This is a genomic window from Staphylococcus sp. HMSC06C11, from assembly GCF_001808345.1.
In the GTDB taxonomy this organism is placed as follows: Bacteria; Bacillota; Bacilli; order Staphylococcales; family Staphylococcaceae; genus Staphylococcus; species Staphylococcus capitis.
This window is the reverse complement of sequence record NZ_KV793045.1, coordinates 61,278-83,794: the sequence shown is the minus strand read 5'-3', so window position 1 is coordinate 83,794 and position 22,517 is coordinate 61,278. Positions and strand designations below refer to the sequence as shown.

At 33.8% G+C, this 22,517-nt stretch carries 25 protein-coding genes; 9 read left to right on the top strand and 16 right to left on the bottom strand.

Annotation, left to right across the window (positions count from 1 at the left end; all coding sequences use genetic code 11):
• Positions 1 to 158: 158 nt before the first annotated feature.
• Positions 159 to 1,097: an aldo/keto reductase gene (locus HMPREF3154_RS07690; protein WP_030063504.1), complete on the bottom strand. Its 939-nt coding sequence runs from the start codon at positions 1,095 to 1,097 to the stop codon at positions 159 to 161.
• A gap of 189 nt (positions 1,098 to 1,286) precedes the next feature.
• Here HMPREF3154_RS07690 and hypR point away from each other — a divergent pair, with 189 nt between their 5' ends.
• Positions 1,287 to 1,718 carry a redox-sensitive transcriptional regulator HypR gene (gene hypR, locus HMPREF3154_RS07685; RefSeq protein WP_030063506.1) on the top strand — a complete coding sequence of 144 codons (432 nt, stop codon included), beginning with the start codon at positions 1,287 to 1,289 and terminating at the stop codon, positions 1,716 to 1,718.
• The gene (gene merA / locus HMPREF3154_RS07680) at positions 1,715 to 3,046 is read left to right on the top strand and encodes a hypothiocyanous acid reductase MerA (RefSeq protein WP_030063508.1); all 1,332 of its coding nucleotides are present in this window, start codon (positions 1,715 to 1,717) and stop codon (positions 3,044 to 3,046) included. Before hypR ends, merA begins: the two co-directional genes overlap by 4 nt.
• A gap of 183 nt (positions 3,047 to 3,229) precedes the next feature.
• Here merA and HMPREF3154_RS07675 read toward each other — a convergent pair whose 3' ends face one another.
• The 6 genes from HMPREF3154_RS07675 to pta form a co-directional block, all read right to left on the bottom strand.
• The gene (locus HMPREF3154_RS07675) at positions 3,230 to 3,571 is read right to left on the bottom strand and encodes a YuzB family protein (protein ID WP_002433135.1); all 342 of its coding nucleotides are present in this window, start codon (positions 3,569 to 3,571) and stop codon (positions 3,230 to 3,232) included.
• Between the two features lie 156 nt (positions 3,572 to 3,727).
• Complete coding sequence (locus HMPREF3154_RS07670) at positions 3,728 to 4,804, bottom strand: phosphomevalonate kinase (RefSeq protein WP_002433171.1); 1,077 nt, start codon at positions 4,802 to 4,804, stop codon at positions 3,728 to 3,730.
• Between the two features lie 12 nt (positions 4,805 to 4,816).
• The gene (gene mvaD / locus HMPREF3154_RS07665) at positions 4,817 to 5,800 is read right to left on the bottom strand and encodes a diphosphomevalonate decarboxylase (protein WP_030059933.1); all 984 of its coding nucleotides are present in this window, start codon (positions 5,798 to 5,800) and stop codon (positions 4,817 to 4,819) included.
• Positions 5,801 to 5,804: 4 nt separating this feature from the next.
• Positions 5,805 to 6,725: a mevalonate kinase gene (mvk, locus tag HMPREF3154_RS07660; RefSeq protein WP_030059932.1), complete on the bottom strand. Its 921-nt coding sequence runs from the start codon at positions 6,723 to 6,725 to the stop codon at positions 5,805 to 5,807.
• 521 nt (positions 6,726 to 7,246) lie between these two features.
• Positions 7,247 to 8,086, bottom strand: a complete 840-nt coding sequence (locus tag HMPREF3154_RS07655; protein WP_070474584.1) for a lipoate--protein ligase family protein — start codon at positions 8,084 to 8,086, stop codon at positions 7,247 to 7,249.
• Positions 8,086 to 9,075 carry a phosphate acetyltransferase gene (gene pta, locus HMPREF3154_RS07650; RefSeq protein ID WP_002452520.1) on the bottom strand — a complete coding sequence of 330 codons (990 nt, stop codon included), beginning with the start codon at positions 9,073 to 9,075 and terminating at the stop codon, positions 8,086 to 8,088. The genes HMPREF3154_RS07655 and pta overlap by 1 nt, the downstream gene beginning before the upstream one ends.
• A 172-nt stretch (positions 9,076 to 9,247) precedes the next feature.
• Here pta and hemQ point away from each other — a divergent pair, with 172 nt between their 5' ends.
• From hemQ to HMPREF3154_RS07635, 3 genes are all read left to right on the top strand, one after another.
• Positions 9,248 to 9,997 carry a hydrogen peroxide-dependent heme synthase gene (gene hemQ / locus HMPREF3154_RS07645; RefSeq protein WP_023350746.1) on the top strand — a complete coding sequence of 250 codons (750 nt, stop codon included), beginning with the start codon at positions 9,248 to 9,250 and terminating at the stop codon, positions 9,995 to 9,997.
• 431 nt (positions 9,998 to 10,428) lie between these two features.
• Positions 10,429 to 11,193 carry a threonine/serine exporter family protein gene (locus HMPREF3154_RS07640; RefSeq protein WP_030059931.1) on the top strand — a complete coding sequence of 255 codons (765 nt, stop codon included), beginning with the start codon at positions 10,429 to 10,431 and terminating at the stop codon, positions 11,191 to 11,193.
• 14 nt (positions 11,194 to 11,207) lie between these two features.
• Positions 11,208 to 11,660, top strand: a complete 453-nt coding sequence (locus HMPREF3154_RS07635) for a threonine/serine exporter family protein (RefSeq protein ID WP_002433140.1) — start codon at positions 11,208 to 11,210, stop codon at positions 11,658 to 11,660.
• Between the two features lie 108 nt (positions 11,661 to 11,768).
• Here HMPREF3154_RS07635 and HMPREF3154_RS07630 read toward each other — a convergent pair whose 3' ends face one another.
• The 4 genes from HMPREF3154_RS07630 to HMPREF3154_RS07615 all read right to left on the bottom strand — a co-directional run bounded on the left by HMPREF3154_RS07630 (position 11,769) and on the right by HMPREF3154_RS07615 (position 14,772).
• A complete protein-coding gene (locus HMPREF3154_RS07630; protein ID WP_002452516.1) occupies positions 11,769 to 13,241 on the bottom strand; it encodes an APC family permease in 1,473 nt (490 codons plus the stop codon).
• A 113-nt stretch (positions 13,242 to 13,354) separates the two neighbouring features.
• Positions 13,355 to 13,723 carry a DUF423 domain-containing protein gene (locus HMPREF3154_RS07625; RefSeq protein WP_162488584.1) on the bottom strand — a complete coding sequence of 123 codons (369 nt, stop codon included), beginning with the start codon at positions 13,721 to 13,723 and terminating at the stop codon, positions 13,355 to 13,357.
• Between the two features lie 24 nt (positions 13,724 to 13,747).
• Entirely contained in the window at positions 13,748 to 14,110 is a 363-nt protein-coding gene (locus tag HMPREF3154_RS07620; protein ID WP_030059928.1) for a DUF5327 family protein, read from the bottom strand.
• 11 nt (positions 14,111 to 14,121) lie between these two features.
• Positions 14,122 to 14,772 (bottom strand): uracil-DNA glycosylase, encoded by a 651-nt coding sequence (locus HMPREF3154_RS07615; RefSeq protein ID WP_002433321.1) that lies wholly within the window; start codon positions 14,770 to 14,772, stop codon positions 14,122 to 14,124.
• Positions 14,773 to 14,940: 168 nt separating this feature from the next.
• On the opposite strand from HMPREF3154_RS07615, the gene HMPREF3154_RS07610 reads away from it, so the two are divergent.
• The 3 genes from HMPREF3154_RS07610 (at position 14,941) to HMPREF3154_RS07600 (ending at position 18,385) form a co-directional block, all read left to right on the top strand.
• Positions 14,941 to 15,924 (top strand): choloylglycine hydrolase family protein, encoded by a 984-nt coding sequence (locus HMPREF3154_RS07610; RefSeq protein ID WP_030059926.1) that lies wholly within the window; start codon positions 14,941 to 14,943, stop codon positions 15,922 to 15,924.
• A 107-nt stretch (positions 15,925 to 16,031) separates the two neighbouring features.
• A complete protein-coding gene (gene thiD, locus HMPREF3154_RS07605) occupies positions 16,032 to 16,862 on the top strand; it encodes a bifunctional hydroxymethylpyrimidine kinase/phosphomethylpyrimidine kinase (protein WP_030059924.1) in 831 nt (276 codons plus the stop codon).
• A 371-nt stretch (positions 16,863 to 17,233) separates the two neighbouring features.
• Complete coding sequence (locus tag HMPREF3154_RS07600; RefSeq protein ID WP_070474581.1) at positions 17,234 to 18,385, top strand: FAD-dependent oxidoreductase; 1,152 nt, start codon at positions 17,234 to 17,236, stop codon at positions 18,383 to 18,385.
• On the opposite strand, the gene HMPREF3154_RS11545 is transcribed toward HMPREF3154_RS07600, so the two are convergent.
• Positions 18,382 to 18,579: a hypothetical protein gene (locus tag HMPREF3154_RS11545; protein WP_107362899.1), complete on the bottom strand. Its 198-nt coding sequence runs from the start codon at positions 18,577 to 18,579 to the stop codon at positions 18,382 to 18,384. The genes HMPREF3154_RS07600 and HMPREF3154_RS11545 overlap by 4 nt on opposite strands.
• A 43-nt stretch (positions 18,580 to 18,622) precedes the next feature.
• Here HMPREF3154_RS11545 and vraX point away from each other — a divergent pair, with 43 nt between their 5' ends.
• The gene (vraX, locus tag HMPREF3154_RS11540; protein ID WP_016898722.1) at positions 18,623 to 18,793 is read left to right on the top strand and encodes a C1q-binding complement inhibitor VraX; all 171 of its coding nucleotides are present in this window, start codon (positions 18,623 to 18,625) and stop codon (positions 18,791 to 18,793) included.
• Between the two features lie 379 nt (positions 18,794 to 19,172).
• Here vraX and HMPREF3154_RS07595 read toward each other — a convergent pair whose 3' ends face one another.
• From HMPREF3154_RS07595 to HMPREF3154_RS07580, 4 genes are all read right to left on the bottom strand, one after another.
• On the bottom strand, positions 19,173 to 20,585 hold the full coding sequence (locus HMPREF3154_RS07595) for an MFS transporter (protein ID WP_030059921.1): 1,413 nt from the start codon (positions 20,583 to 20,585) through the stop codon (positions 19,173 to 19,175).
• 190 nt (positions 20,586 to 20,775) lie between these two features.
• Positions 20,776 to 21,036 carry a hypothetical protein gene (locus HMPREF3154_RS07590; protein WP_002432996.1) on the bottom strand — a complete coding sequence of 87 codons (261 nt, stop codon included), beginning with the start codon at positions 21,034 to 21,036 and terminating at the stop codon, positions 20,776 to 20,778.
• A gap of 1 nt (position 21,037) precedes the next feature.
• A complete protein-coding gene (locus tag HMPREF3154_RS07585) occupies positions 21,038 to 21,403 on the bottom strand; it encodes a hypothetical protein (RefSeq protein ID WP_002452507.1) in 366 nt (121 codons plus the stop codon).
• Positions 21,378 to 22,517, bottom strand: coding sequence for a thiolase family protein (locus HMPREF3154_RS07580; RefSeq protein WP_030059919.1), 1,140 nt, complete (start codon positions 22,515 to 22,517; stop codon positions 21,378 to 21,380). Before HMPREF3154_RS07580 ends, HMPREF3154_RS07585 begins: the two co-directional genes overlap by 26 nt.

Here is a 22,517-nt window from a genome sequence, read left to right as displayed (position 1 = left end):
TTTCCTCCAACTTTATACTGTGCATTTTTATGTATAGATATTATTTAACATACCCAAAATTTCTCAAATTATTTTGTCTAAACTTTAAAATTTATAATTACATTAAAAAAGCGATACTCAACGTCATATGTTGGTATCGCTCTTAAACTTCCCAATTATTAATTTTCAATCGGGAATAATTGATCAATTTTATTAATTTCATCTTGAGTTAATTCAATATTTGCAGCATCAATATTTTCTACAACTTGTTCAGCGCGTTTAGCACCTGGAATTACAACGTCTAATGATGGACGTGTTAAGTAGAATGCTAGTACGACATTAGCAATTGATGTGTTGTGCGCTTCCGCTATATCCGTTAATTCCTTAACACGGCGTACATTATCATTGAACACTTCAGGTTGGAAATCACGACGTGTTGCACGATGATCGTCAAATGTTTGGTCTTCATCATATTTACCTGCTAAAATTCCAGAAGCTAATGGGAAGTATGGTACAAATGTAATATTATTTTCCGCTGCATATGCCATTACTTCTTCATTTTCACGATGTAATAAATTATATTCTAATTGTACGACATCGACATATCCATCTTTATTTGCTTCTTTCAATTGTTCTAATGAGAAGTTAGACACACCTATTGCTTTTATTTTACCTTCATCTTTTAATTCTTTTAACGCTGCAACAGCTTTATCTTTTGGCGTCTCTTCATCAGGAAAATGAATATAATATAAATCAATATAATCTACTTGGAGACGTTTTAAACTATTCTCAACTTGTTGCTTTAGATATTCTGGGTCATTATTTTGTACCACTTCATCATTATCTTTAATAACATGTGACCCTTTAGTTGCGATTTGTACTTGTTCACGTGGATATTCTTGTACAACTTGTCCAACGAGTTCTTCAGAACGTTCAGGTCCATAAATATAAGCTGTATCTAATAAAGTGATACCATTATCAATTGCTTTACGTACAACGTCTTTACCTTGTTCTTCATCTAAATTCGGATATAAATTATGTCCACCTACTGCATTAGTTCCAAGTGCAATTGGGAAGACTTTAACATCTGATTTACCTAATTGTACTTTATTAGCCATTGAAGTCATCTCCTTCATTACTATTACTGTTTTTTTATTTCATTTTCAAAAAATGAACTTACAAATTACATTTACCCTTCTTATAGTATATAAAATCACGAAAAATTTTTGACGAAGTCATAAAGATTGACTATTGATACTTATTGCAGTTAAATGTAACTAAAGAAGTTACATTTAAGGTGGGTAGATATGAATTTAGAATTCAACATTGCGGTACATGTGTTAAGCTTTCTTACTAAGCACAAAAACGAAAAATTTAATAGTAAGGAATTGGCGGAATTAACTTGTCTTAATCCCGTTCAGTTAAGACGTGTCGTGGCTAACTTAAGCGACCAGCAACTTATCACTACAGTACGTGGTAAAGATGGCGGATACAAAGCTAATCAATATACCTCTACAGTGAATTTAGCTGAGTTATATCAACAATTCGTTCTCACTAAAGATAATAATCAACGCGTTTACACTGGAGACCGCAACAGTCACTGTGACATTTCTAAACATATTGCACAGATAATGGCTCGATATCGTGATGAAGAAATTCAACTCATTTTAAATTTCTATCGTAACAAAACAATTCAAGATGTCTTAAACGACATTTTGCAGGAGGTAAACCAAATATGACATCTTATGACCTTATCATCATTGGATTTGGTAAAGCAGGTAAAACTTTAGCATCTTTCGCAGCCGGACAAGGACAGCACGTCGCACTTATAGAACAATCATCTAAAATGTATGGCGGTACATGTATAAATATTGGATGTATTCCTTCTAAAACATTAGTGCATGACGGTATCGAAGGAGCATCTTTCGATGAAGCATTTTCAAGAAAAAATGAAGTAGTGAATGCATTAAATAAAAAGAATTATAACAATTTAGCATCAAAAGACAATATAGATATATTAGATTATAAAGCGTCTTTTGTTTCTAATAATGAAATTGCGTTATTGGATCATGCAGGTAATGTAAAAGATAAAATCACAGGGAACAAAATCGTCATTAATACTGGAGCTCAAGCAAATATACCAAAAATTGAGGGTATAAAAACTACTAAAAATATATATGATTCAACTGGATTATTAAATATTAATTTCCAACCTAAAGACTTAGTCATTGTGGGTGGTGGATATATTGCACTCGAATTTGCTTCAATGTTTAGTAATTTAGGAACACATGTGACCATATTAGAACATGGTGATGTGATAATGCCTCGTGAGGACCGAGAGGTGGCTGACCTAGCACTTCAAGATTTGCAAGACAAAGGGATTTCAGTTCATACAAACGTTGAAACAACTGCATTTTCTAATGAAGGCGACTCAACAATCGTTCATACCAATCATGGTAAATTCAAAGCTGATGCAGTGTTACTAGCAACTGGACGTAAACCTAACATCGATGGACTAGGTCTAGAGAATACTGACGTAAAAATCGGTCAACGTGGTGAAATACAGGTGAATTCCCAACTTCAAACTTCAGTTAAACATATCTATGCAGCTGGGGATGTTAAAGGTGGCTTACAATTCACTTACATTTCTCTTGATGACTTTAGAATTCTTCGTTCCCAACTCTTTGGAGATGGATCGCGAACAACTGAGAATAGAGGCAACATTCCTTATACAGTATTTATCGATCCACCTCTATCAAGAGTTGGTCTCACTGCTGCTGAAGCAGAAGCACAAGGTTTTAATTTCCTGGAAAATAAAATCTACGTAAATACAATACCTCGACATAAAATTAATAACGATTCAAGAGGTATTTTCAAAGTTGTACTAAATAAAGATAATGGCGAAATATTAGGTGCAAGTTTATATGGAAAAGAATCAGAAGAATTGATTAATCTCATCAAATTAGCGATAGATCAGCACATCCCATACACAGTACTAAGTGAAAATATCTATACACACCCAACTATGGCCGAATCATTCAACGATTTGTTTTTAGAACCACTTTGATTTTTAATCATTAGTGGTTCTTATACAGTAGATCCCTATCTACTGTGTTCCTATTAACACTTTGATTTTTAATCATTAGTGGTTCTTATGCAGTAGATCCCTATCTACTGTATTAAAACTCTCACTTTGGATTTTATCAAAAAAAGGAACTGCGCTACGTCAGTTCCTTTTTTTAGTATTTATCTATTTAGCCGCTTTACGTTTTTCTAGTTTCTCTTTAAGTTTGCGGTCTTGCTCTTCTTTACGGCGTTTGCGTTCTTCATTACGTTTTCTTAAACGCTCTTCTTCCTCAGGATCACGTGGTTTCTTCAATTGTTTAATGACCTTCTCCATTAACTCTTCTTCAGTTAAAGCAGCAAGTGGGCGATTATTAACGAATGCAAAGGTCTTACGTCTTCCCGGACCACAGTATGACTGACAGCCAATCTCAATTTCCGCTTCAGGATCTAATTTTTCTAATTTCTTTTTCAACGTTTTAATATTAACTGCCTGACATTCATCGCAAATCAGAAATTTATTCTGCATCTTGCTACCCACCTTTCTATTATTAAATCAGCTCATATCAAAATCATTTCTCTATATAACTCTAATTATTTTACTCTTTTTGCTATAAATTTCAAGTTGATTTAATCGATAATATACACCATATAAAAAAACAACCTTTAATAAAGGCTGTTTTTATTACTGTCCATGATAAATCCTAAATTTTAATGGTTTAATCCCTTGCGCTATCCATTCATCATAAATTAACTGTTTATCAATAATAGTGTTAATAATTGTTATACCACAATCACCGCCACCAGCGCCAGATGTTTTAGATGCGCCACCGTGTTTCTCACCAATGTCACATAATTTCTTAAGTTTATCTGTTTCTATATCAACTGTTGCTTCAACATCCATTGATTGAATAACACGACGATTTTGTCGTATCATCTTTTGAACGCCTTTAATATTATTAGTCTTAAACGCTTGAATTAAACTTTCTACACAATCATGTGATCGATCTAAAAATTCACCGTAGAAACTTGGGTCAGATTTTAGACGTTTTACTTCACTAACCAAATGTGGTGATGATGCAGGAGAACCTGTCCATCCAATTAAAACTTCCATATTTTCTGGTGCCTGTAATGGTTCAATATGAAGTCCTGGCCAGTTTTTTTCTAATACGTCATTTACAGATGTTTCTTCCATCTGTTGCTTAACCCAATCATGATCGAATGTACTATAAGCAAGCCAACCGCTGTATACACTCACTGCTATATCTCCACAAGAACTCAAACTTTGTAATTTCATATTAGCTATAACTGCTAATTTATAGATATACAAATTCGAAAGTTGCATGTCATAAAACTCATTCAATACTTTAACAACTGAAACTAAAACAGCAGCACTTGATCCTAAGCCATACTTCTGGCCAGAATCATCAGCTAAATTACTATCAATCGTTAAGTGGAAATGTTTAAGTTTGATATTGCAACTGCGTGCATATTGTTCAAATACCTCGATAGCAGTAACTACATACTTCAATTGCTTAGCAGCTTGCACATCAGATATTTCAATTTTATCTTCATTACGATCAAATTTTACAGGTTCGTAATGTAATGTTTTGGAATGAATACTTCCCTCAACTTCATTAGAGGCTTCTATTGTTGCTGTAACAAATCTGTCTACTGCAATAAGGACAGATTTATAGCCTGGTTCTGTTACAGCATATTCACCTGCGACATAAAGTTTTCCGGGTGCTTTGACCTGTATCATTCTATCTCTTCCTTACTTAATAATTTCAACGCCAGTACTAATAATATCACTTACAATAATTTGCGATTCATCAAATTCTTTTAAAAATTGTTCAACGACAGCTTGTTTATTTTTCTTTTCAACTAACACTTTAACATTTGGTCCTGCGTCCATGGTGAAATAACTAGGCAAGCCAGCTTCACGACACTGATGGACGACAGCCATCGCATCGTAACTTTCTTGAACCAAATATGTAAATGGCGGTTGTGCACCTAAATTTGTAGCATGCATTCTTAAACCATTTGCTTCTATAACTTCACCTAAATGTTTGAAATCTTTATTTTTTATTGCTTCTTTTGTCTCAGCTAAATCTTGATCAACATGGTCAAGCCAATATTGATAGAAACGAGATGTTTCTCTTGTTAAAGACATCCCTGAACGACTTGAGACTTTTTTCGATTGGTTATTGATTACTACAAAAATCATAGAAAGATCTTTTTCCCAATCATTAGCATCAATAGCATGAGCATAAGAAGTCGCATCATCCTGACCTTTTTCCCATTCAGCAAAGCCTCCGTAGATACTTCTTGAAGCTGAACCAGAACCTCGACGTGCTAATCTAGATAAATCCTTGCTTGATAAACCTAATTGAAGTGCTTCATTACAAGCAGCTGCTAATGCAGCGTATGCACTAGCCGATGAAGCTAATCCAGCCGCTGTAGGAACAAAATTATTGCTTTCAATTTTAGCATGTAAATCTGTGGCAGCAACATCTCTCACGATATCCATATATTTTTGGATTTTAGTTGTTTCTTTAGCATCAACTTCTTCCCCGTTTAGAATAAGTTGGTCTTCAGTTAGTGACGCGTCAAACGTTACTTGTGTTTCAGTATAAAAACGTTCTAGCGTGACAGATAAACTATTATTCATCGGAATAATATATGATTCATCAGCTTTACCCCAGTATTTGATTAACGCAATATTTGTGTGCGCACGTGCTTTGCCACTTTTCACCAATGGTTTACCCTCCTAAATGTTCAATCCACGTATGTGCTGCGCCTGCTTTTTCAACAGCTGCTACGATCTTTTTGGCAGTTTGTAAATCTTGCGCAAGAAGAAGCATGCTACCGCCACGTCCTCCTCCAGTAAGCTTACCAGCGATAGCACCATGTTCTTCACCTATTTTTAATAGTCTTTCTATTTTATCATGGCTAACGGTTAAGTGTCTTAAGTCTTTTTGGCATTGATTAAATATATCTGCAAGATGATTAAAGTCATGTTTTTCAATAGATTCACTTGCTTCATGAACAAGAGATCCAATATGTTCAATATGGCTCAAGTATCCAGGGTCTTCACACAATCTATGAACATCTTCTACTGCCTGTTTAGTCGATCCTTTGACTCCAGTGTCTATAACTATCATATAACCATCAAGTTGAAGTGATTTAAGGTTTTCAACGTGCCCTTGTTTGAACCATACAGGTTTATTAGAAACTATAGTTTGTGTATCAATCCCACTTGGTTTACCATGTGCAATACGTTCTGCCCAATTTGCTTCCTTGATTAATGTGTCATCATCTAAAGGTTCTCCCATGAAGTCATAACTAGCTCTAACAAATGCAACAGCTACGGCTGCACTTGAACCTAGTCCTCTTGAAGGAGGTAAGTTCGTTTGGATTTTTACAGAAAGTGGTTCTTTTACACCACTTCTTTCTATAAAACGATTAATGATAGACTTTAGATGTTCAGGCGCATCATATAACATGCCATCATATACATCACTTGTAATAGAAGAATAGTTACCTTCCTCCATACTTTCAATTAATATTTTTATTTTACTAGCATTAAATGGGATGGCGATTGCTGGCTGACCAAATGTTACTGCGTGTTCACCTATTAGAATAATCTTTCCGGTAGACTCCCCGTATCCTTGTCTCGTCATGTTTTCTCACCTTTTTATATACCTTATATATACTTTAATTCATTGACACTATCTGATAATTAATTTGAAAAATAATTTTTATTACGTATAAATACGTCTATATTTAGACATCATTGAAATTACTATTTTAGCGAATTTTACAATTGTGTTGCCACTGTTTAACGATGCAATATTTTAATATCAGTATTTTTTAACTACAAAAGAGTATAATAACTCTTTTCTTGATAACTAACAATACTTTAATAGTATAAAACTCTTAAATAGAGTTATCAAAATTATGAATTATATTTACCTTTAACTTCGATTATGTAAACATTTAATAAATTTTAACTAAAGTTTTCTAAAATTTTCCACCTTACATATGATACTACAAAAAGACCTGGGAATATATATCTATAACTAATGATATAAGAATTTATTCTTTATTTGATAATACAAGTAGAGAAGGTCTACAAATCGAGTTTTTTGTAGACCTTCTCCTATTCACTTACTCATCTATTTAAAATATTCTTACGCACGCTTTACAAATCTAATTTTTGATGCATTTTTGCATTTCGTTCGATCATTTTTTCAAAATAACCTTCATATCGTTGCCATTCATCTTCAGTAACTGGATCCATATTTAATTGAGCACCTAAATCTTTCAGTGCATATAAAAGTAAAAACATTACATCTTGAACTTTAATGTCTTTATTGAGTAACGTCTCTAAAGAAGCCATAGATTCGGGATCAATATTAGGGAAACGAAACTTGGTTGTTTCTCCTTTGAGTGCGTGTTGATAAAAGTCTCTCATCATAGCAGCACGCTTAGAACCCGATCCTTCTACACAAAGATAGATTTGAACCGCTATACCTCCACGTACACGTCTTTGAGAAATACCAGCAAATTTCTTGCCATCAATACTTAAATCGAATTTACCAGGACAATAAGATTGTTCAATTTCATGTGTGTGAATATCTACATCTTCGTCTTCAAACATCTTACATATCAATAGATACATTACTGTAAAAGCTTCATCTATAGTTGTTTCAGTTTGTCCTTTAAATATTAAAGAAATATTAAGCACACCTTGGTCCAATACTACGCCAAGTCCACCTGAATTTCTCACAATGGCATTATAGCCTACTTCACTTGTTAAATAACGTATGCCATCACTTAAAAATGGAAGTCTTGAATCGTGTATACCAAGGATAACTGTATGTTGGTGAATCCAAGTTCTTACTACATTACATGATAAGTCTTTCCCAACACTTTCAGAGAATGTATCGTCAAATGCAAAGGATTGCATGGGTTCCAGACCCGTTGAATGATCCACATAACGCCACGGTATTTGGTTAAAATATTTACTTGATAAATCCATTATTGTAGTGATTGAGCTGCAGTAATAATAGATAAGTTATAAACATCTTCAGTTGAGCATCCACGTGATAAGTCATTAACAGGCGAATTTAGACCTTGAAGAACAGGACCAACTGCATCATAACCACCTAAACGTTGTGCAATTTTATAGCCAATGTTACCTGCTTCAAGACTTGGGAAGATAAACACATTAGCGTCTCCTTGAATTTTAGCGCCAGGCGCTTTTTTCTCAGCTACACTAGGGACAATCGCAGCATCAAATTGGAATTCCCCATCAATCACAACATTTTCAATATTATCAGATTGAACTTTTTCTTGAGCTAATTTTAATGCTTCTTGAACTTTAGTCACGTCGTCTGATTTAGCAGAGCCCTTTGTAGAGAAGCTTAACATTGCTACTTTTGGTTCCATACCAAAGCTTAGTGCAGACTTAGCACTTTCTACAGCAATTTCAGCTAATCCTTGAGCATCTAATTCAGGGTTGATGGCACAGTCGCCGAAGATATATTGCTCGTCATCTTTAATCATAAAGAATATACCAGAAGTCTTAGATACACCTGGTTTAGTTTTAATAATTTGTAATGCTGGACGTACTGTATCGCCAGTTGAATGTGCAGCACCGCTTACTAAACCTGCGGCTTTACCAGTGTAAACAAGCATTGTACCGAAATAATTAACATTATCTAACATTTCTTCAGCTTGTTCTTTAGTCGCTTTACCTTTTCTACGCTCTACAAATTCATCTACTAATTCAGGTTTTAAATCACTTGATGAAGGATCAATAATTTCAATATTAGTTAAATTGAGAGATTTTTCTTCTGCTAAAGATTTAATTTTTTCTTCATTACCTAACACGATGGGTGAAACATAATCACTCTCTTGTAATTGCGTTGCTGCCGTTAAAACTCTTTCGTCTTCCCCTTCAGGTAATACAATTTTTACATTTTTTCCAGATAATTTTTCTTGTAATACATTTAATAAATCAGCCATAATGTCCTCCTCAATTCACATTCATAATAACGTTTACATTTCAAATTATACGTCATTTTGTAGTAGAATTCCATTTCACTCAATTGTAAACATTTACTTAGGAGTTCCTAGTTTGTTTATGATAAAATTTAACGTGAATTGATTAAGAATTTGAAGATAAGGAGCGATAACTATGAGTGAAGCAGCCGAAACTTTAGATGGTTGGTATAGTTTACATTTGTTTTATGCAATGGATTGGACTACATTTCGTTTAGTTCCAGAAGACGAGCGTGAGGCAATGATTTCTGAATTAAAATCATTTGTTGAAGATAAATCTAAAGCAAGAGAGTCACACACAGGTGATCAAGCAATTTATAATATTACAGGCCAAAAAGCAGACCTACTATTATGGTTCTTACGTCCTGAAATGAAAGACTTAAATAAAATTGAAAATGATTTTAATAAATTACGTATTGCGGACTACTTAATTCCTACTTATTCTTACGTTTCAGTGATTGAATTAAGTAATTACTTAGCCGGCAAATCTGACGAAGACCCGTATGAAAATCCACATGTAAAAGCTAGATTGTATCCTGAACTTCCTCATTCTGAATACATCTGCTTCTATCCTATGGATAAACGTCGTAATGAAACTTATAACTGGTATATGTTACCTATAGAAGAACGTAAGAATTTAATGTATAACCACGGCATGATTGGACGTAAATATGCCGGTAAAATCAAACAATTTATCACTGGTTCTGTTGGTTTTGACGATTTTGAATGGGGTGTGACATTATTCTCAGACGATGTATTACAATTTAAGAAAATTGTATACGAAATGCGTTTTGACGAAACTACAGCGCGTTATGGCGATTTTGGTAGTTTCTATGTAGGTCATATCTTAAATACAGACGATTTCAATGAATTCTTTAATATTTAATTTTTGACTGCAGAAAGCTATGAAGATATTTCTTCATAGCTTTTTTATATACTTAAAAATAGAAAAAGCACACTTCGGAGAACTCGAAGTGTGCCTTCCTAGTAGTATCCTTGGGAGAACTTTAATCACTACTACGTATTAAGTTAACTTCAGAGAATATACAGTCGCTACCCAATATATTCTTTGTAATCGTTAACTAATATTATTTTAACCATTTTGAAACATTTGAAACACGATAAAATTAAAAATATACACTTTTACCGAATAATTTCATGATAGGTTTAAAATTGAACTTATTTAAATAATTTAATTATATTTTAGTTTAACTTTTCACATTTGCGAATAGGGTTAAAGTTTATGTATGTGGTCTTTTTTAATCACATCTACTATAATAATATTAAATTCAAAATATTTTAAAAATTGGTGATGTAATGACTATTGAATCAAATGAAACAGCTCATGAAAGTCTAATTAAAGATGTAGTCATGTTAGCTGCCCGAATATTATTAGAATCTGGCGCTGAGGGTACTAGAGTCGAAGACACAATGACTCGCATCGCTAGAAAGTTAGGTTATTCAGAAAGTAATAGCTTTGTAACGAATACTGTTATTCAATTTACGTTACATAATGAATCATATCAGCGTTTATATAGAATTAAATCACGTGATACAAATCTTATAAAAATTTCTCAAGCTAATGAAATCTCAAGACAAATTACTAATGGCACAATTGACCTAGAAGAAGCTAAGAAAAAATTAGAACATATTTATATAGCTAAGAGGGACAGTAGTCTTCCCTTCAAAGGTATAGCTGCAGCAATTATCGCAATGAGTTTTCTTTATTTACAAGGAGGACGTCTCATTGATGTGATTACAGCGATTTTAGCTGGGAGTTTTGGTTATCTAGTAGTTGAAATACTTGATCGCAAATTACATGCACAATTTATACCAGAATTTTTAGGTTCATTAGTGATTGGTATTATTGCAGTCATTGGACATTCGCTTGTACCAAGTGTCGATTTAGCAACAATCATCATCGCAGCAGTCATGCCGATTGTACCAGGAGTATTAATTACTAATGCGATTCAAGATTTATTTGGTGGGCATATGTTGATGTTTACTACTAAATCTTTAGAGGCGTTAGTGACTTCATTCGGTATTGGTGCAGGCGTTAGCTCAATTTTAATTTTAGTTTAGGAGGCATGTAGAAAATGTTTTGGATATTGAATTTTGTATTTAGTTTTCTCGCCTCACTCTTCTTCTGTGTCATATTTGATGCGCCTAGGAAATTGTATCTATCATGTGGATTTGTTGGAGCATGTGGTTGGATGGTCTATATTCTATTCTTTGATGGTCTACAGGTTCACACTATCTATTCAAGTTTCTTTGGAAGTTTAGCATTAGGTTTATTAAGCCACTACATGGCACGCCATATGAAAGAACCAGTCATTATCTTTATGGTTACAGGTATTATTCCTTTAGTTCCAGGTGGACTTGCTTACGATGCTACTAAAAATTTAGTATTACTTCATTTCAGCAGAGCAATTAATACGATGCTTGAAGTAACATTGATTGCAGGAGCAATTGCTTTAGGCTTATTGTTTGCTGACCAAATCTCTAAAATAGTTATCTCAGGCTTTGATCGTACACGAAAAAAATTATAATTCCATATATATAGAATAAGCTCAAAGATGATTTTATTAATGTAAATCATCTTTGAGCTTTCTTTATTTCAAAACTATATTAAAGAAACATTTTTTGTATTAATTAAATTATTTCTTAGGTTCATCAACCATGTCTTCGACTTCATTTTCAGAACGGTTAAGAATTAAACGACTTAATTCGTCATTATCCATCTTCTTAAGCTTAGGATAGCGGATAAAGAAGAAGATAAGACCTATCACTAGCCAAATTGCTAAAGCAATGTAAGAAGGTCCTGGCAATGATGCAGGCGATCCTGGAATTAAGAGTAATCCTAAGAAGATAAATGATACGATTGAACCAATAATCGCAAACGTCTTATAAATAGGCGCGTATGTGTTGCTTTGTTTATCATAACTAAATAGTTTTGCTGCTGATAAACAAGTAATGAAGTATGCAATAGAGACACCTGTTGACGACATGTTAACAATCCAATTTAATGCATTACGTCCTAACCAAGGCGCTACTAATGCTACACCCACTAAGAAGATAATAGCAACATATGGTGTTTTATATTTACTATGCAATTTACTAAATACTGTAGGCATAATACCAGAACGTCCCATAGAGAATAAAAGACGACTTGAACTCATCAAGAAACCGTTGAGTCCTGTAAAGATACCCATTGCGATAGCAATAGCTAATACACCAAGACCAATGTAACCAAATGCTCCTTGCGTAACTGCACCTGTTAACCATAAGTTACCGTTGAGACTTTTAGAATGTGTGCCTAACCATCCAGTATAAAGTAACATGACAACATATGTTAGTGCTGCTGCTAGTAAGCTATAAACAATTAATTTAAATGTTTTATTTGGTGCGAAATTAAATTCTTCTGCGGTTTGCGGAATGTTATCGAAACCTACATAAGCCCATGGTGCGATAGCCACAATCATGATAATAGATCTAAACCAACCTTTATCTGAATTAGCTAAAGGTTGTAAATTACTTAAGTCAAAGTTACTACCAAAGAATGAACCAAAGAACATAAGTAAGACAACGACAACCATTGCAATACAGAAATAATATTGAAGTGATCCAGATACACTCGCACCTCTAATTGAGATAATCATAAAGACTAATAATAGTACTGTTGCAATGATAATCTCCGTTATGTAGACATCCCAACCTGCAACTGTATATAACTTTCCATTATTTAAAACATTGGGTAATAGAAACTTAACTAATAAACTAAACGCTGTAGCATTTAGTGCTACGACGCAGACATAGCCAAATGTTAAAAACCAAGATGAAAAGAAACTTACATATCTACCGAAACTTAAGAAACTAAAAGCAAATGCTCCCCCTGAAACCGGGAATTTCTCAACTAACGCCCCATAACTAACGGCGATTAAAATCATTAATAACGCACCAATGACGATGCCTATAGAGGATGCAATAGGTCCTGATTGTTTAATCCAATCCCCTGGTAAAATAAAAGCACCCCAACCGATACATGAGCCGTAAGCAATTGCCCATACGAACTTTTCAGAAAGGTTTTGCTTAAGGTCACCTCTATCTACTTTATTATTTTTATTTTCCATAAATAAAACTCACCTCGAAGGTATTCTATACCCGATTCGGTGAGTTTTTAAATATCAAGTATACTATTTTCTTTAGAATTTTAAGCTTAAAAATGTTTGTTAGTTATGAGTATTTAGCCTGCATATTTAAATGTAGCGATAATTAACATTAACCAACCTGCTATAAATAACACGCCGCCAATTGGTGTAATAGCACCTAAAATTCGAATTTGTGTAAGTGCTAAGATATATAAAGAACCGCTGAAGAAGACGATCCCGAAGAAAAGTAACCAACCTGCCCAATTAACATTAATAGCAGTAGTACCGCTAATTACTCCAATAATTAATAGTCCGAGACCATGATACATTTGATACATTGTCGCTTTTTCCCAAACAGACATGTATTTTTCAGATAATTTGTTTTCTAAACCATGTGCACCAAAAGCACCTGTACCGACAGCCATCATCGTATTGAGTGCACCTAGAATTATAAATAATTTCATCATTTCAATTGTGCTCCTTTATGTTTAAAAGTCGAAAATAGACTCGCCATTTCCTATATTGTCATCTGTAGTCATTAAATTTGAATGAGACGTATGTTCATTTTTCATTGATTGAGGTACTTTACCTCCCATTGCTTCAATTTCAGCAGCTGACACTTGATTTTTATTATGATTTGATTGATTCGATTCTTTGCGTTGCGAAGATAAAGCTTGAGCATTGGATACGTCATGCCTATCTTGAACCGAAGTTTGATTATCACTAGAAGTGTATAGAGAAGTTAATGTATGTATAGCATACATATGCTTTTCAAATTCAGCCTCAGTATGAGCTTCATCCGCTTGCACTAATTCTTGTTCAATCAAATGAATCATTTTATTATTGCGCATCATATATCACCTTAACCTTCGCACCAATTAATAGGGTCTTTTCCTTTAGCTTTTAGATATTCATTCGTTCTTGAATAAGGCTTAGAACCAAAGAAACCTCTAAAAGCAGATAATGGACTAGGATGAGGAGATTTTATAACTAAATGTTTAGATGTATCAATGAGTTTCTCTTTTTGTTGAGCAGGTTTGCCCCATAATATAAAAACAACATTTTCACGATGTTTAGAAACCGCTTCAATCACTTCATCAGTAAATGTTTCCCATCCGATATCTCTATGTGAATGTGCTTCTCCTTGTCTCACTGTCAGCACAGTATTTAATAAAAGCACACCTTCTCTAGCCCAATCTTGTAAATGTGGTGATACCCTATGACAACCAATATCATCTTCTAGTTCTTGGTACATATTTCGCAATGAAGGTGGAAATTTAGCATTAGGTTGCACTGAAAATGCTAAACCATGTGCTTGGTTAGGTCCATGGTATGGATCTTGCCCCAGTATAACTACCTTTATATTGTCAAACGGTGTTAAATCAAATGCTTGGTAAATATTCTTTCTATCTGGGTACACAATTTTAGTTGTATATTCTTTTTCTAGAAAATCGTGCATCTCCTGAAAGTCATGTTTTGACGTTATATCATGAAAAACTTCTGACCATTTCATCGCATTCACCTCTCGACATATTTTAACATATTCAATGATAAGAAGTTATGAAGATTAAATTGCCGCTCTATAAATGTAAACCTATAATATTTCAAAGTTTACAATATAAATATTTTTGGCTATAGTACTACTAAATCAATTTATATCAGAAGTTTGGAGCGTAGACATATGTGTACTGGTTTTTCATTTTTCACAAAATCAAAACATCATTATTTAGCTAGAACAATGGATTTCGCATTCGAATTTAACGGCATACCTACTGTGGTACCTCGCCACTATCGGTATCAATTTGACTTAGAATCAGAATTACGACTTCAATACGGTTTCGTAGGCACTAATTTAAAAGTCGGAAGATATCGCTTTGGTGATGGCATCAATGAACATGGAGTGGCAATTTCAAACCATTATTTCACTGGTGAAGCTTCATATAGCAACCATAGACGGTATGGCTATTTCAATTTAGCACCTGAAGAATTTATAGTGTGGGTGCTTGGCTTCGTTAAAAGTATAGAAGAACTCAAACAAAAAGTGAAAAACATCAACATTATGAATGAAAAAAATACTACATTAAATATAGTTCCACCCCTGCATTTTATAATCACTGATACGTCAGGACATACAGTTGCAGTGGAACCCCATAACGGACTACTTATCGTTAAAGACAACCACGTTAAGGTATTAACCAACGCACCTAAACTTGAGTGGCATATTCAAAATTTAAGAAATTATGCTTTCCTTCAACCTGAGAAATCAACAAATCAGCTTGTTGGCAAAGTATTAGTGCGTTCCATGGGATGTGAAGCTGGCACTAATGGTCTACCAGGTGGCTATACATCTACAGAACGATTCGTGCGTGCCACTTATTTAAGACATCATTTATCATCTTCTCATAATGAAGATATCAACCTTATGAATTGTTTTAAAATCCTAGACTCTGTCAGTATACCGCAAGGAGCTGTGCTAGATGCTGGAGAAACACATTACACACAATATCAATTAGTTATGGAGAGTAAAGATAAAGCTTATTACATTAAGCCATACTTTAGTAATCAACTTTTCAAAGTTCAATTAAATGAAGAATTACTATCAAAGGACGATATGACATTTCTTCCTATTAACAATGAATTACATATTTCTCAATTAAATGCGTAATATATTCATACGGTCCTTCATTTTCGAAAAGCTATAAACATTTAGCTTACCCGATAAACGTGGTATGATTAAGGATATATTAGAACTTAACGGGAGTGAATAAAATTATGGCTTTAAAGAAAGTATTAACAATTGCAGGGTCTGATACGAGTGCGGGAGCTGGTATGCAAGCAGACCTTAAAACATTCCAAGAATTAGATACGTATGGAATGGTGGCTTTGACATCTATCGTTACGATGGATAAAGAAACGTGGTCTCATGATGTAACACCTCTAGATATGAATGTCTTTGAAAAGCAACTTGAAACTGCAATTTCTATTGGCCCTGACGCAATCAAGACGGGTATGTTAGGTACTCAAGAAATCATTAAACGTGCAGGCGAAGTTTATGAAGAATCAGGTGCAGATTACTTCGTCGTAGACCCAGTCATGGTTTGTAAAGGTGAAGACGAAGTACTTAACCCAGGAAATACTGACGCAATGATTAAATATTTACTACCTAAAGCAACAGTAGTAACGCCAAACTTATTTGAAGCTGGCCAACTTTCAGGTTTAGGAAAATTAACTTCAATCGAAGATATGAAAAAAGCTGCTAAAATCATTTATGATGCAGGTACACCTCACGTGATTATCAAAGGTGGTAAAGCGCTAGATCAAGATAAATCTTATGATTTATACTACGATGGCGATAAATTCTATCAGTTAACAACAGATATGTTCCAACAAAGTTATAACCACGGTGCAGGTTGTACGTTCGCAGCTGCGACAACTGCTTACCTAGCTAACGGTAAATCTCCAAGAGAAGCAGTCATCGCTGCTAAAGCTTTCGTAGCATCTGCAATCAAAAACGGTTGGAAAATGAATGAATTTGTAGGACCTGTTGATCATGGTGCATATCATCGCATCGAACACATCGAAGTCGAAGTAACAGAAGTTTAAAGAAATACTGCATTGATTTCTAAAATAAGAATTCATTCTATATAGCTTTCTAAGATGGCTAAAATAGACAAAAGCTTGATATAAACACAGTTCAAATTCAGTCATCTAATTCAAAAATGTTAGAAGCATTTGAGAAATGAAATGATGTTTAGCTTCTTTTAATTTAAAGCTTTTAATCACTTTTTATTGATTAATAAGGTGATTGAAAGCTTTTTATTTTTCTATATTGGAAATTTTTATGTGTATATTCCACCTTTATCACACGTTTTAGAATCTTCACTCTAAAAATATTAAAACGAATATGTTTAAAACAACCTTTACTGTAGTAAACAATGGTAAATGAAACCTTTTAAAAAGGAGGAACTTATAACATGAATATTGAAGATCAAAACGTGGGGATGACTGAACCTATCACAATCATTGGCGGAGGCATCGGAGGTTTGACACTTGCCAGAGTATTGTATGTCAATGGTATACCATCTAAGGTTTATGAAATTGATACATCTCCAAATGCACGTACGCAAGGTGGTCAACTTGATATACATGAACATAATGGGCAAGTTGCACTTAAAAAAGCTCATCTGATGGATGAATTTCACTCTATTATTCATGAAGGCGCAGACGCAGCACGTATATTTAATTCTAATGGGGAATTACTTCACGATGCGCCTGCTGACGAAAATAATGGTAGACCTGAAGTTTTACGTGGAGATTTAAGACAAATTTTAATTGATTCATTACCTAACGAAACAATAGAGTGGAATAAAAAAGTGGATCGTGTAGAAGAATTGGAAAAAGGACAATACCAAGTGTTCTTTAGAGATGATACATCTTTAACTACTAGCAAATTAGTAGGTGCAGACGGCGCATGGTCTAAAGTACGTAAAGTTTTAACTGATATTACACCTCATTATACTGGTTACACATTTATAGAAACATACCTTCATGACGTTGATAACCAATATCCTGAAACTGCAAAAGTTGTAGGACAAGGCCAAATGTTTGCATTATCTCCAGGAAAAGGTATCGTAGCACATCGTGAATATGGGGGTATTATTCATACTTATGTACAGATGCAATGCTCTTCAGAGTGGATTGACAACATTGATTTCTCAAATAAAAAGGAAGCTACACAAACTATAGCTAATGAATTTAAAGGTTGGCCTAATGAAATTACTGCATTGATTATGGAAGCTGAATCCTCAATTACTCCAAGAAAAATTAATGCATTGCCTGATGAACATCGTTGGCAAAGACGACAAGGCGTTACTTTAATCGGAGATGCGGCTCATTTAATGGCTCCTTCAGGTGAAGGCGCAAACTTAGCTATGTTAGATGCCGTGGAATTAGCAGAAAGCATTGCAAAAATGAATGGAGATTTAAATAGCGTTATTAAAGATTATGAAGAAACCATGTTCCCTAGAAGCGAAGAAGAAGCTAGAGAATCACATGAATTATTGGATATATGTCTAGGTGAGGACAGTCCACATCGTCTAGTTGAACTCTTTAAAGGTAATATTTAATAAATATGTAAATGAAACTGGCTTACTTTAAGTGTAAGCCAGTTTTTTAGATCATCATTGAAATTAAAATATTTTGTTGAATGAGGTTTCAAATACTTCTCTAAATTTCTAGGCATAAAGTCTGAGATATCTCTCCGATGTTCGTAGTATTCAAAGTTGATACCATAGCCCCATGTATTTTTAAAGAAACTCATTTACTATATAGAGTGTAGAGAGACAAAGGAGGAATCGAACAACATGATTATCTACAGGCAAAATATAGAGAACGGAGTACCTATTTACGAAATCATAACTAAAACTTTCAAGACTATTACAGTAAAATGTGATGAAACTTTCAGTGAATTCGAAATCTATAAATTGCTCTCTCTACTAGAAAATGACGTAGACACAATGAAAATGAGTTACTAAACCGTGTCGATGTTATTTTCACATCCAAACAAGACATTGCACAAAATCCAATTGAGAATTTGAGAATTAGAATTTATGTTCTAATTATTCCCTAACATAATGTGTTTTTTAAAGTTTTCTGTCCCCTAAACTATAAACTTTAAAAGCCATTCAATCATCCCTAAAAATACTCACCTTAAAATGTATAAAACGCTAATGTTAGCCAAAATTGTCCCCTTTTGTAGCTCGGAGAGAACCTTTGAGCGTTGCTAACATTAGCGTTTATTTTTTCTAATTAAAAGAACGTCTAGTGAATAAAAAAATAGCAGTAAAAAGATTTCTAATTGAGATCATTTTACTGCTATTACTTTAATGAAAGTTATGTTCTAAGTTTTTATATTTAGAAGTTTTCTTTTTCTTTTCTCTCTTTAACCCACCATAAAGCTTTTTTAGGGTTTTCTTCATAGTATTTTCTATCTTCTTCATTATCAACATTTGGATAAGAACCTTTAAGTGACTTACTTGCTGTACTTGCATGAAATAAAGTAATAACTAAGAATCCAATTAAACTAATTGCAGTTAAATAATATGCTGGAGCTAAAGCATTTCCAGTTGATTCTACTAACCATGATGCAATTAAAGGCGTAGTACCACCAAATAAAGAAACAGATATGTTAAATGTTACTGATAATGTACGATATCTGATATGTGTATAGAACATTGTTGGTAAAGATCCTGGCATTGTTGCTTCATATGTTGAAAGGAAGAATCCTAATATGAAGACACCGATAATTATTAATGGTAATGATTTAGTACTTAGTAAACTGTATGCGACAATACTTAATAAAGTAAGTCCTCCTGTACCAATCAAGAATACCTTTTTCTCACCAATTTTATCGGCCATTTTACCAAACATTAGTGCTAATGGAATCATAACTGCCATTACACATGTAATAAGTACACTTGTAGTCGTGGCATCCAGTTTAACAATTTGACCAAGATACGTTGGTAGATAAGCTGTTACAGAATAGTTCGTTACATTAAAGAATACTACCGCTACGAAGCAAACGAGAATATCTTTATAATAATATCGAATAATAGTGAAGAACCCTATGTTATCTCTTTGAGGAGTGGAAGCTACATCATTTTCATAAACAGGAGACTCTTCCAGTCTACGACGTAAATAAAGACCAAATAATCCAAGGAATAAACCTAGAATAAATGGAATTCTCCAACCCCATGCTTGCATCTGATCATGAGTTAAGAAGAAACTTAATAATGCAATCATAATTGAAGCCGCAATATAACCTGAAAGTGTACCAATTTCAAGGCCACTACCTAAACTATTACGACGTTTATCCGGTGATGATTCAGCAACGTAAGTCATTGCACCTGCGTATTCCCCACCTGTAGAAAAGCCTTGTAGCACCCTAGCAAGTAATAACAGTATTGGCGCCCATATTCCTATTGTATTGTAATTGGGTAGTAACCCAATAGTAAGTGTAGATAATGCCATTAAAATAATTGTTGTAGTTAATACAACTTTACGTCCATATTTGTCACCGATGATACCAAATACGATACCGCCAATAGGTCTTAATAAGAACGCGATTGCTAATGCTGCAAATGTAAAAATTTGTTGGATTTGAGGATTATGTACTGGAGAGAAGAAATTCGCTCCTATGTATGCAGTTGTATAAGCATAAACCCCAAAGTCAAACCATTCCATGGCGTTACCAATACCGGTAGCTACAACGGTTTTTTTCGCTTCTTGACCGTCTACCACGTTAATATGATTTTTGTTGAACTTCATTACAACAACACTCCCTTGTGATGTGTTACATAATTATACGTAGTTAAACTTTAATGTCAAATTAATTCAGTTTACATAATTTTCAATTTTTTAAGTTTATTCATTTTACAGATATTTAAATTTAACATTTGAAATTGCTTCCATTAATTATTGGCAACGAAAATAAAAAAACTAAAAAATAATTTTTCATCTAATTTTTTAATACCATTAGTTTTACCCCGTATAAATCATCCGAAACTTTTATAATTGTTTCGTCTTCAACAAAAAATCGTATATCGTCATGTATATCAATAGGTTTAAGGTATTTTATTTTATAATTCTCCCATTGTATATTGAGTTCTTCGAAGGCGATTTCACATACTAATTGACCTGGTACAATGTCATTGTGTATTGGATTCATATCATTCACTAATACTAAGTATTCTTTAATAATCTCGATTGAAATCTTCATTTTAACGCTTTACCTCAATAAAAACTTGTTCTATATATATACATTTATGGTTATTTTTATTTATTTTCAAACTATAGGTGTGCTTGATAAAATCTTTTATATTTTTAACTGAAATTTTGCTTAAAGTCGCGTCATATACTTCATCCGTTACTAATTTATTAAATTCTTTAACATATGTCTCCTTTAAAATTAAAGGTTTCTTTACAAATTTTTTATAACTTTTAAATTCCGACCAAAGCTTTGCACACATTAAAGTAGGGACTTGATAATTGAAATCTTTATTTAATAAATAGCAATACTTACGCACGTCTTCTTCTTTAAAAATGACTCTTTGATGTTCTTCACCATCTCTCAAATAATACTGCATTACCGAGCCCTCCACCGATTCCCATTGTTGCAATGGATTTATTTTGCACATTCATATGAAATAATCGTGTAACTAGAGCAGCGCCACTTGCTCCATATGGGTGACCAGAAGCGATTGCGCCGCCCCATCGATTTAGCTTATCATCAGAAATACTAAGTTCCTTCTGACAAGCTAAAACCTGTGAACTAAATGCTTCATTTAATTCTATAGTATCAATATCTTCTATTTTAACTTTAGCTCTTTTTAACAGCTTTCTAACTGCTGGCACAGGACCTATACCTAAATAATTAGGATCAACCCCAACTGTACAACTTTCAATAAATTTTAATCCTTTAGCAAAACCTAAGTTTTTAGCGAGTTTCTCTTCCATTACAAGGATTAATACGGCACCATCATTTTTCATACAACTGTTACCAACTGTAATTGAACCTTGATTTAATAATGGTTTAAATCTACTTAATTTCTCAGTAGTTAAACGAGACTTAACACTTTCATCTCTATCAAACGATACTCCTTTAACTTTAATAGGCAATATTTCTCGGGAAATATTCCCATTATCATAGTGATATTGAGTCAATTGATGGCTTCTATAAGCGAACTTATCTTGCATTACTCGCGAAATACCGTATTTTCGCGCCACATTTTCAGCAGCTTCTATCATTGAAGGATCTTGACCTTTTGGAGCAAATGGCGCTCTTTCGAAGAATTGAGGAAATTCTGTTTCATACACTGATTGAGGTCGTTTTAATTTCCAAGGTGCTCTACTTATACTCTCAACACCACCTGCAAGGTATACATTTCCAGCGCCGCTTTGTATCATTCTACAAGCTTGTATAATAGTTTCTAGTCCTGAGCCACACTGTCGATCAATAGTAACGCCTGGAACGGAGTTTTTAAGGCCTGCTTCTAGCAAAGATTTCCTTGCGATGTTACCACCATTGCCAACTGTGTTGCCGATAATAACGTCTTCCAAGTATTCCATCGCTCCAGGATATTCTGCTTGAAAGTAATTGAATAAAGGTTCTAGTAGTTGTTCTGGTTCCAAATGCTTTAAATATCCACCATACTTGCCAAATGCAATTCGTTTAGCTGCTACAATGACTGGTTGCTTCAT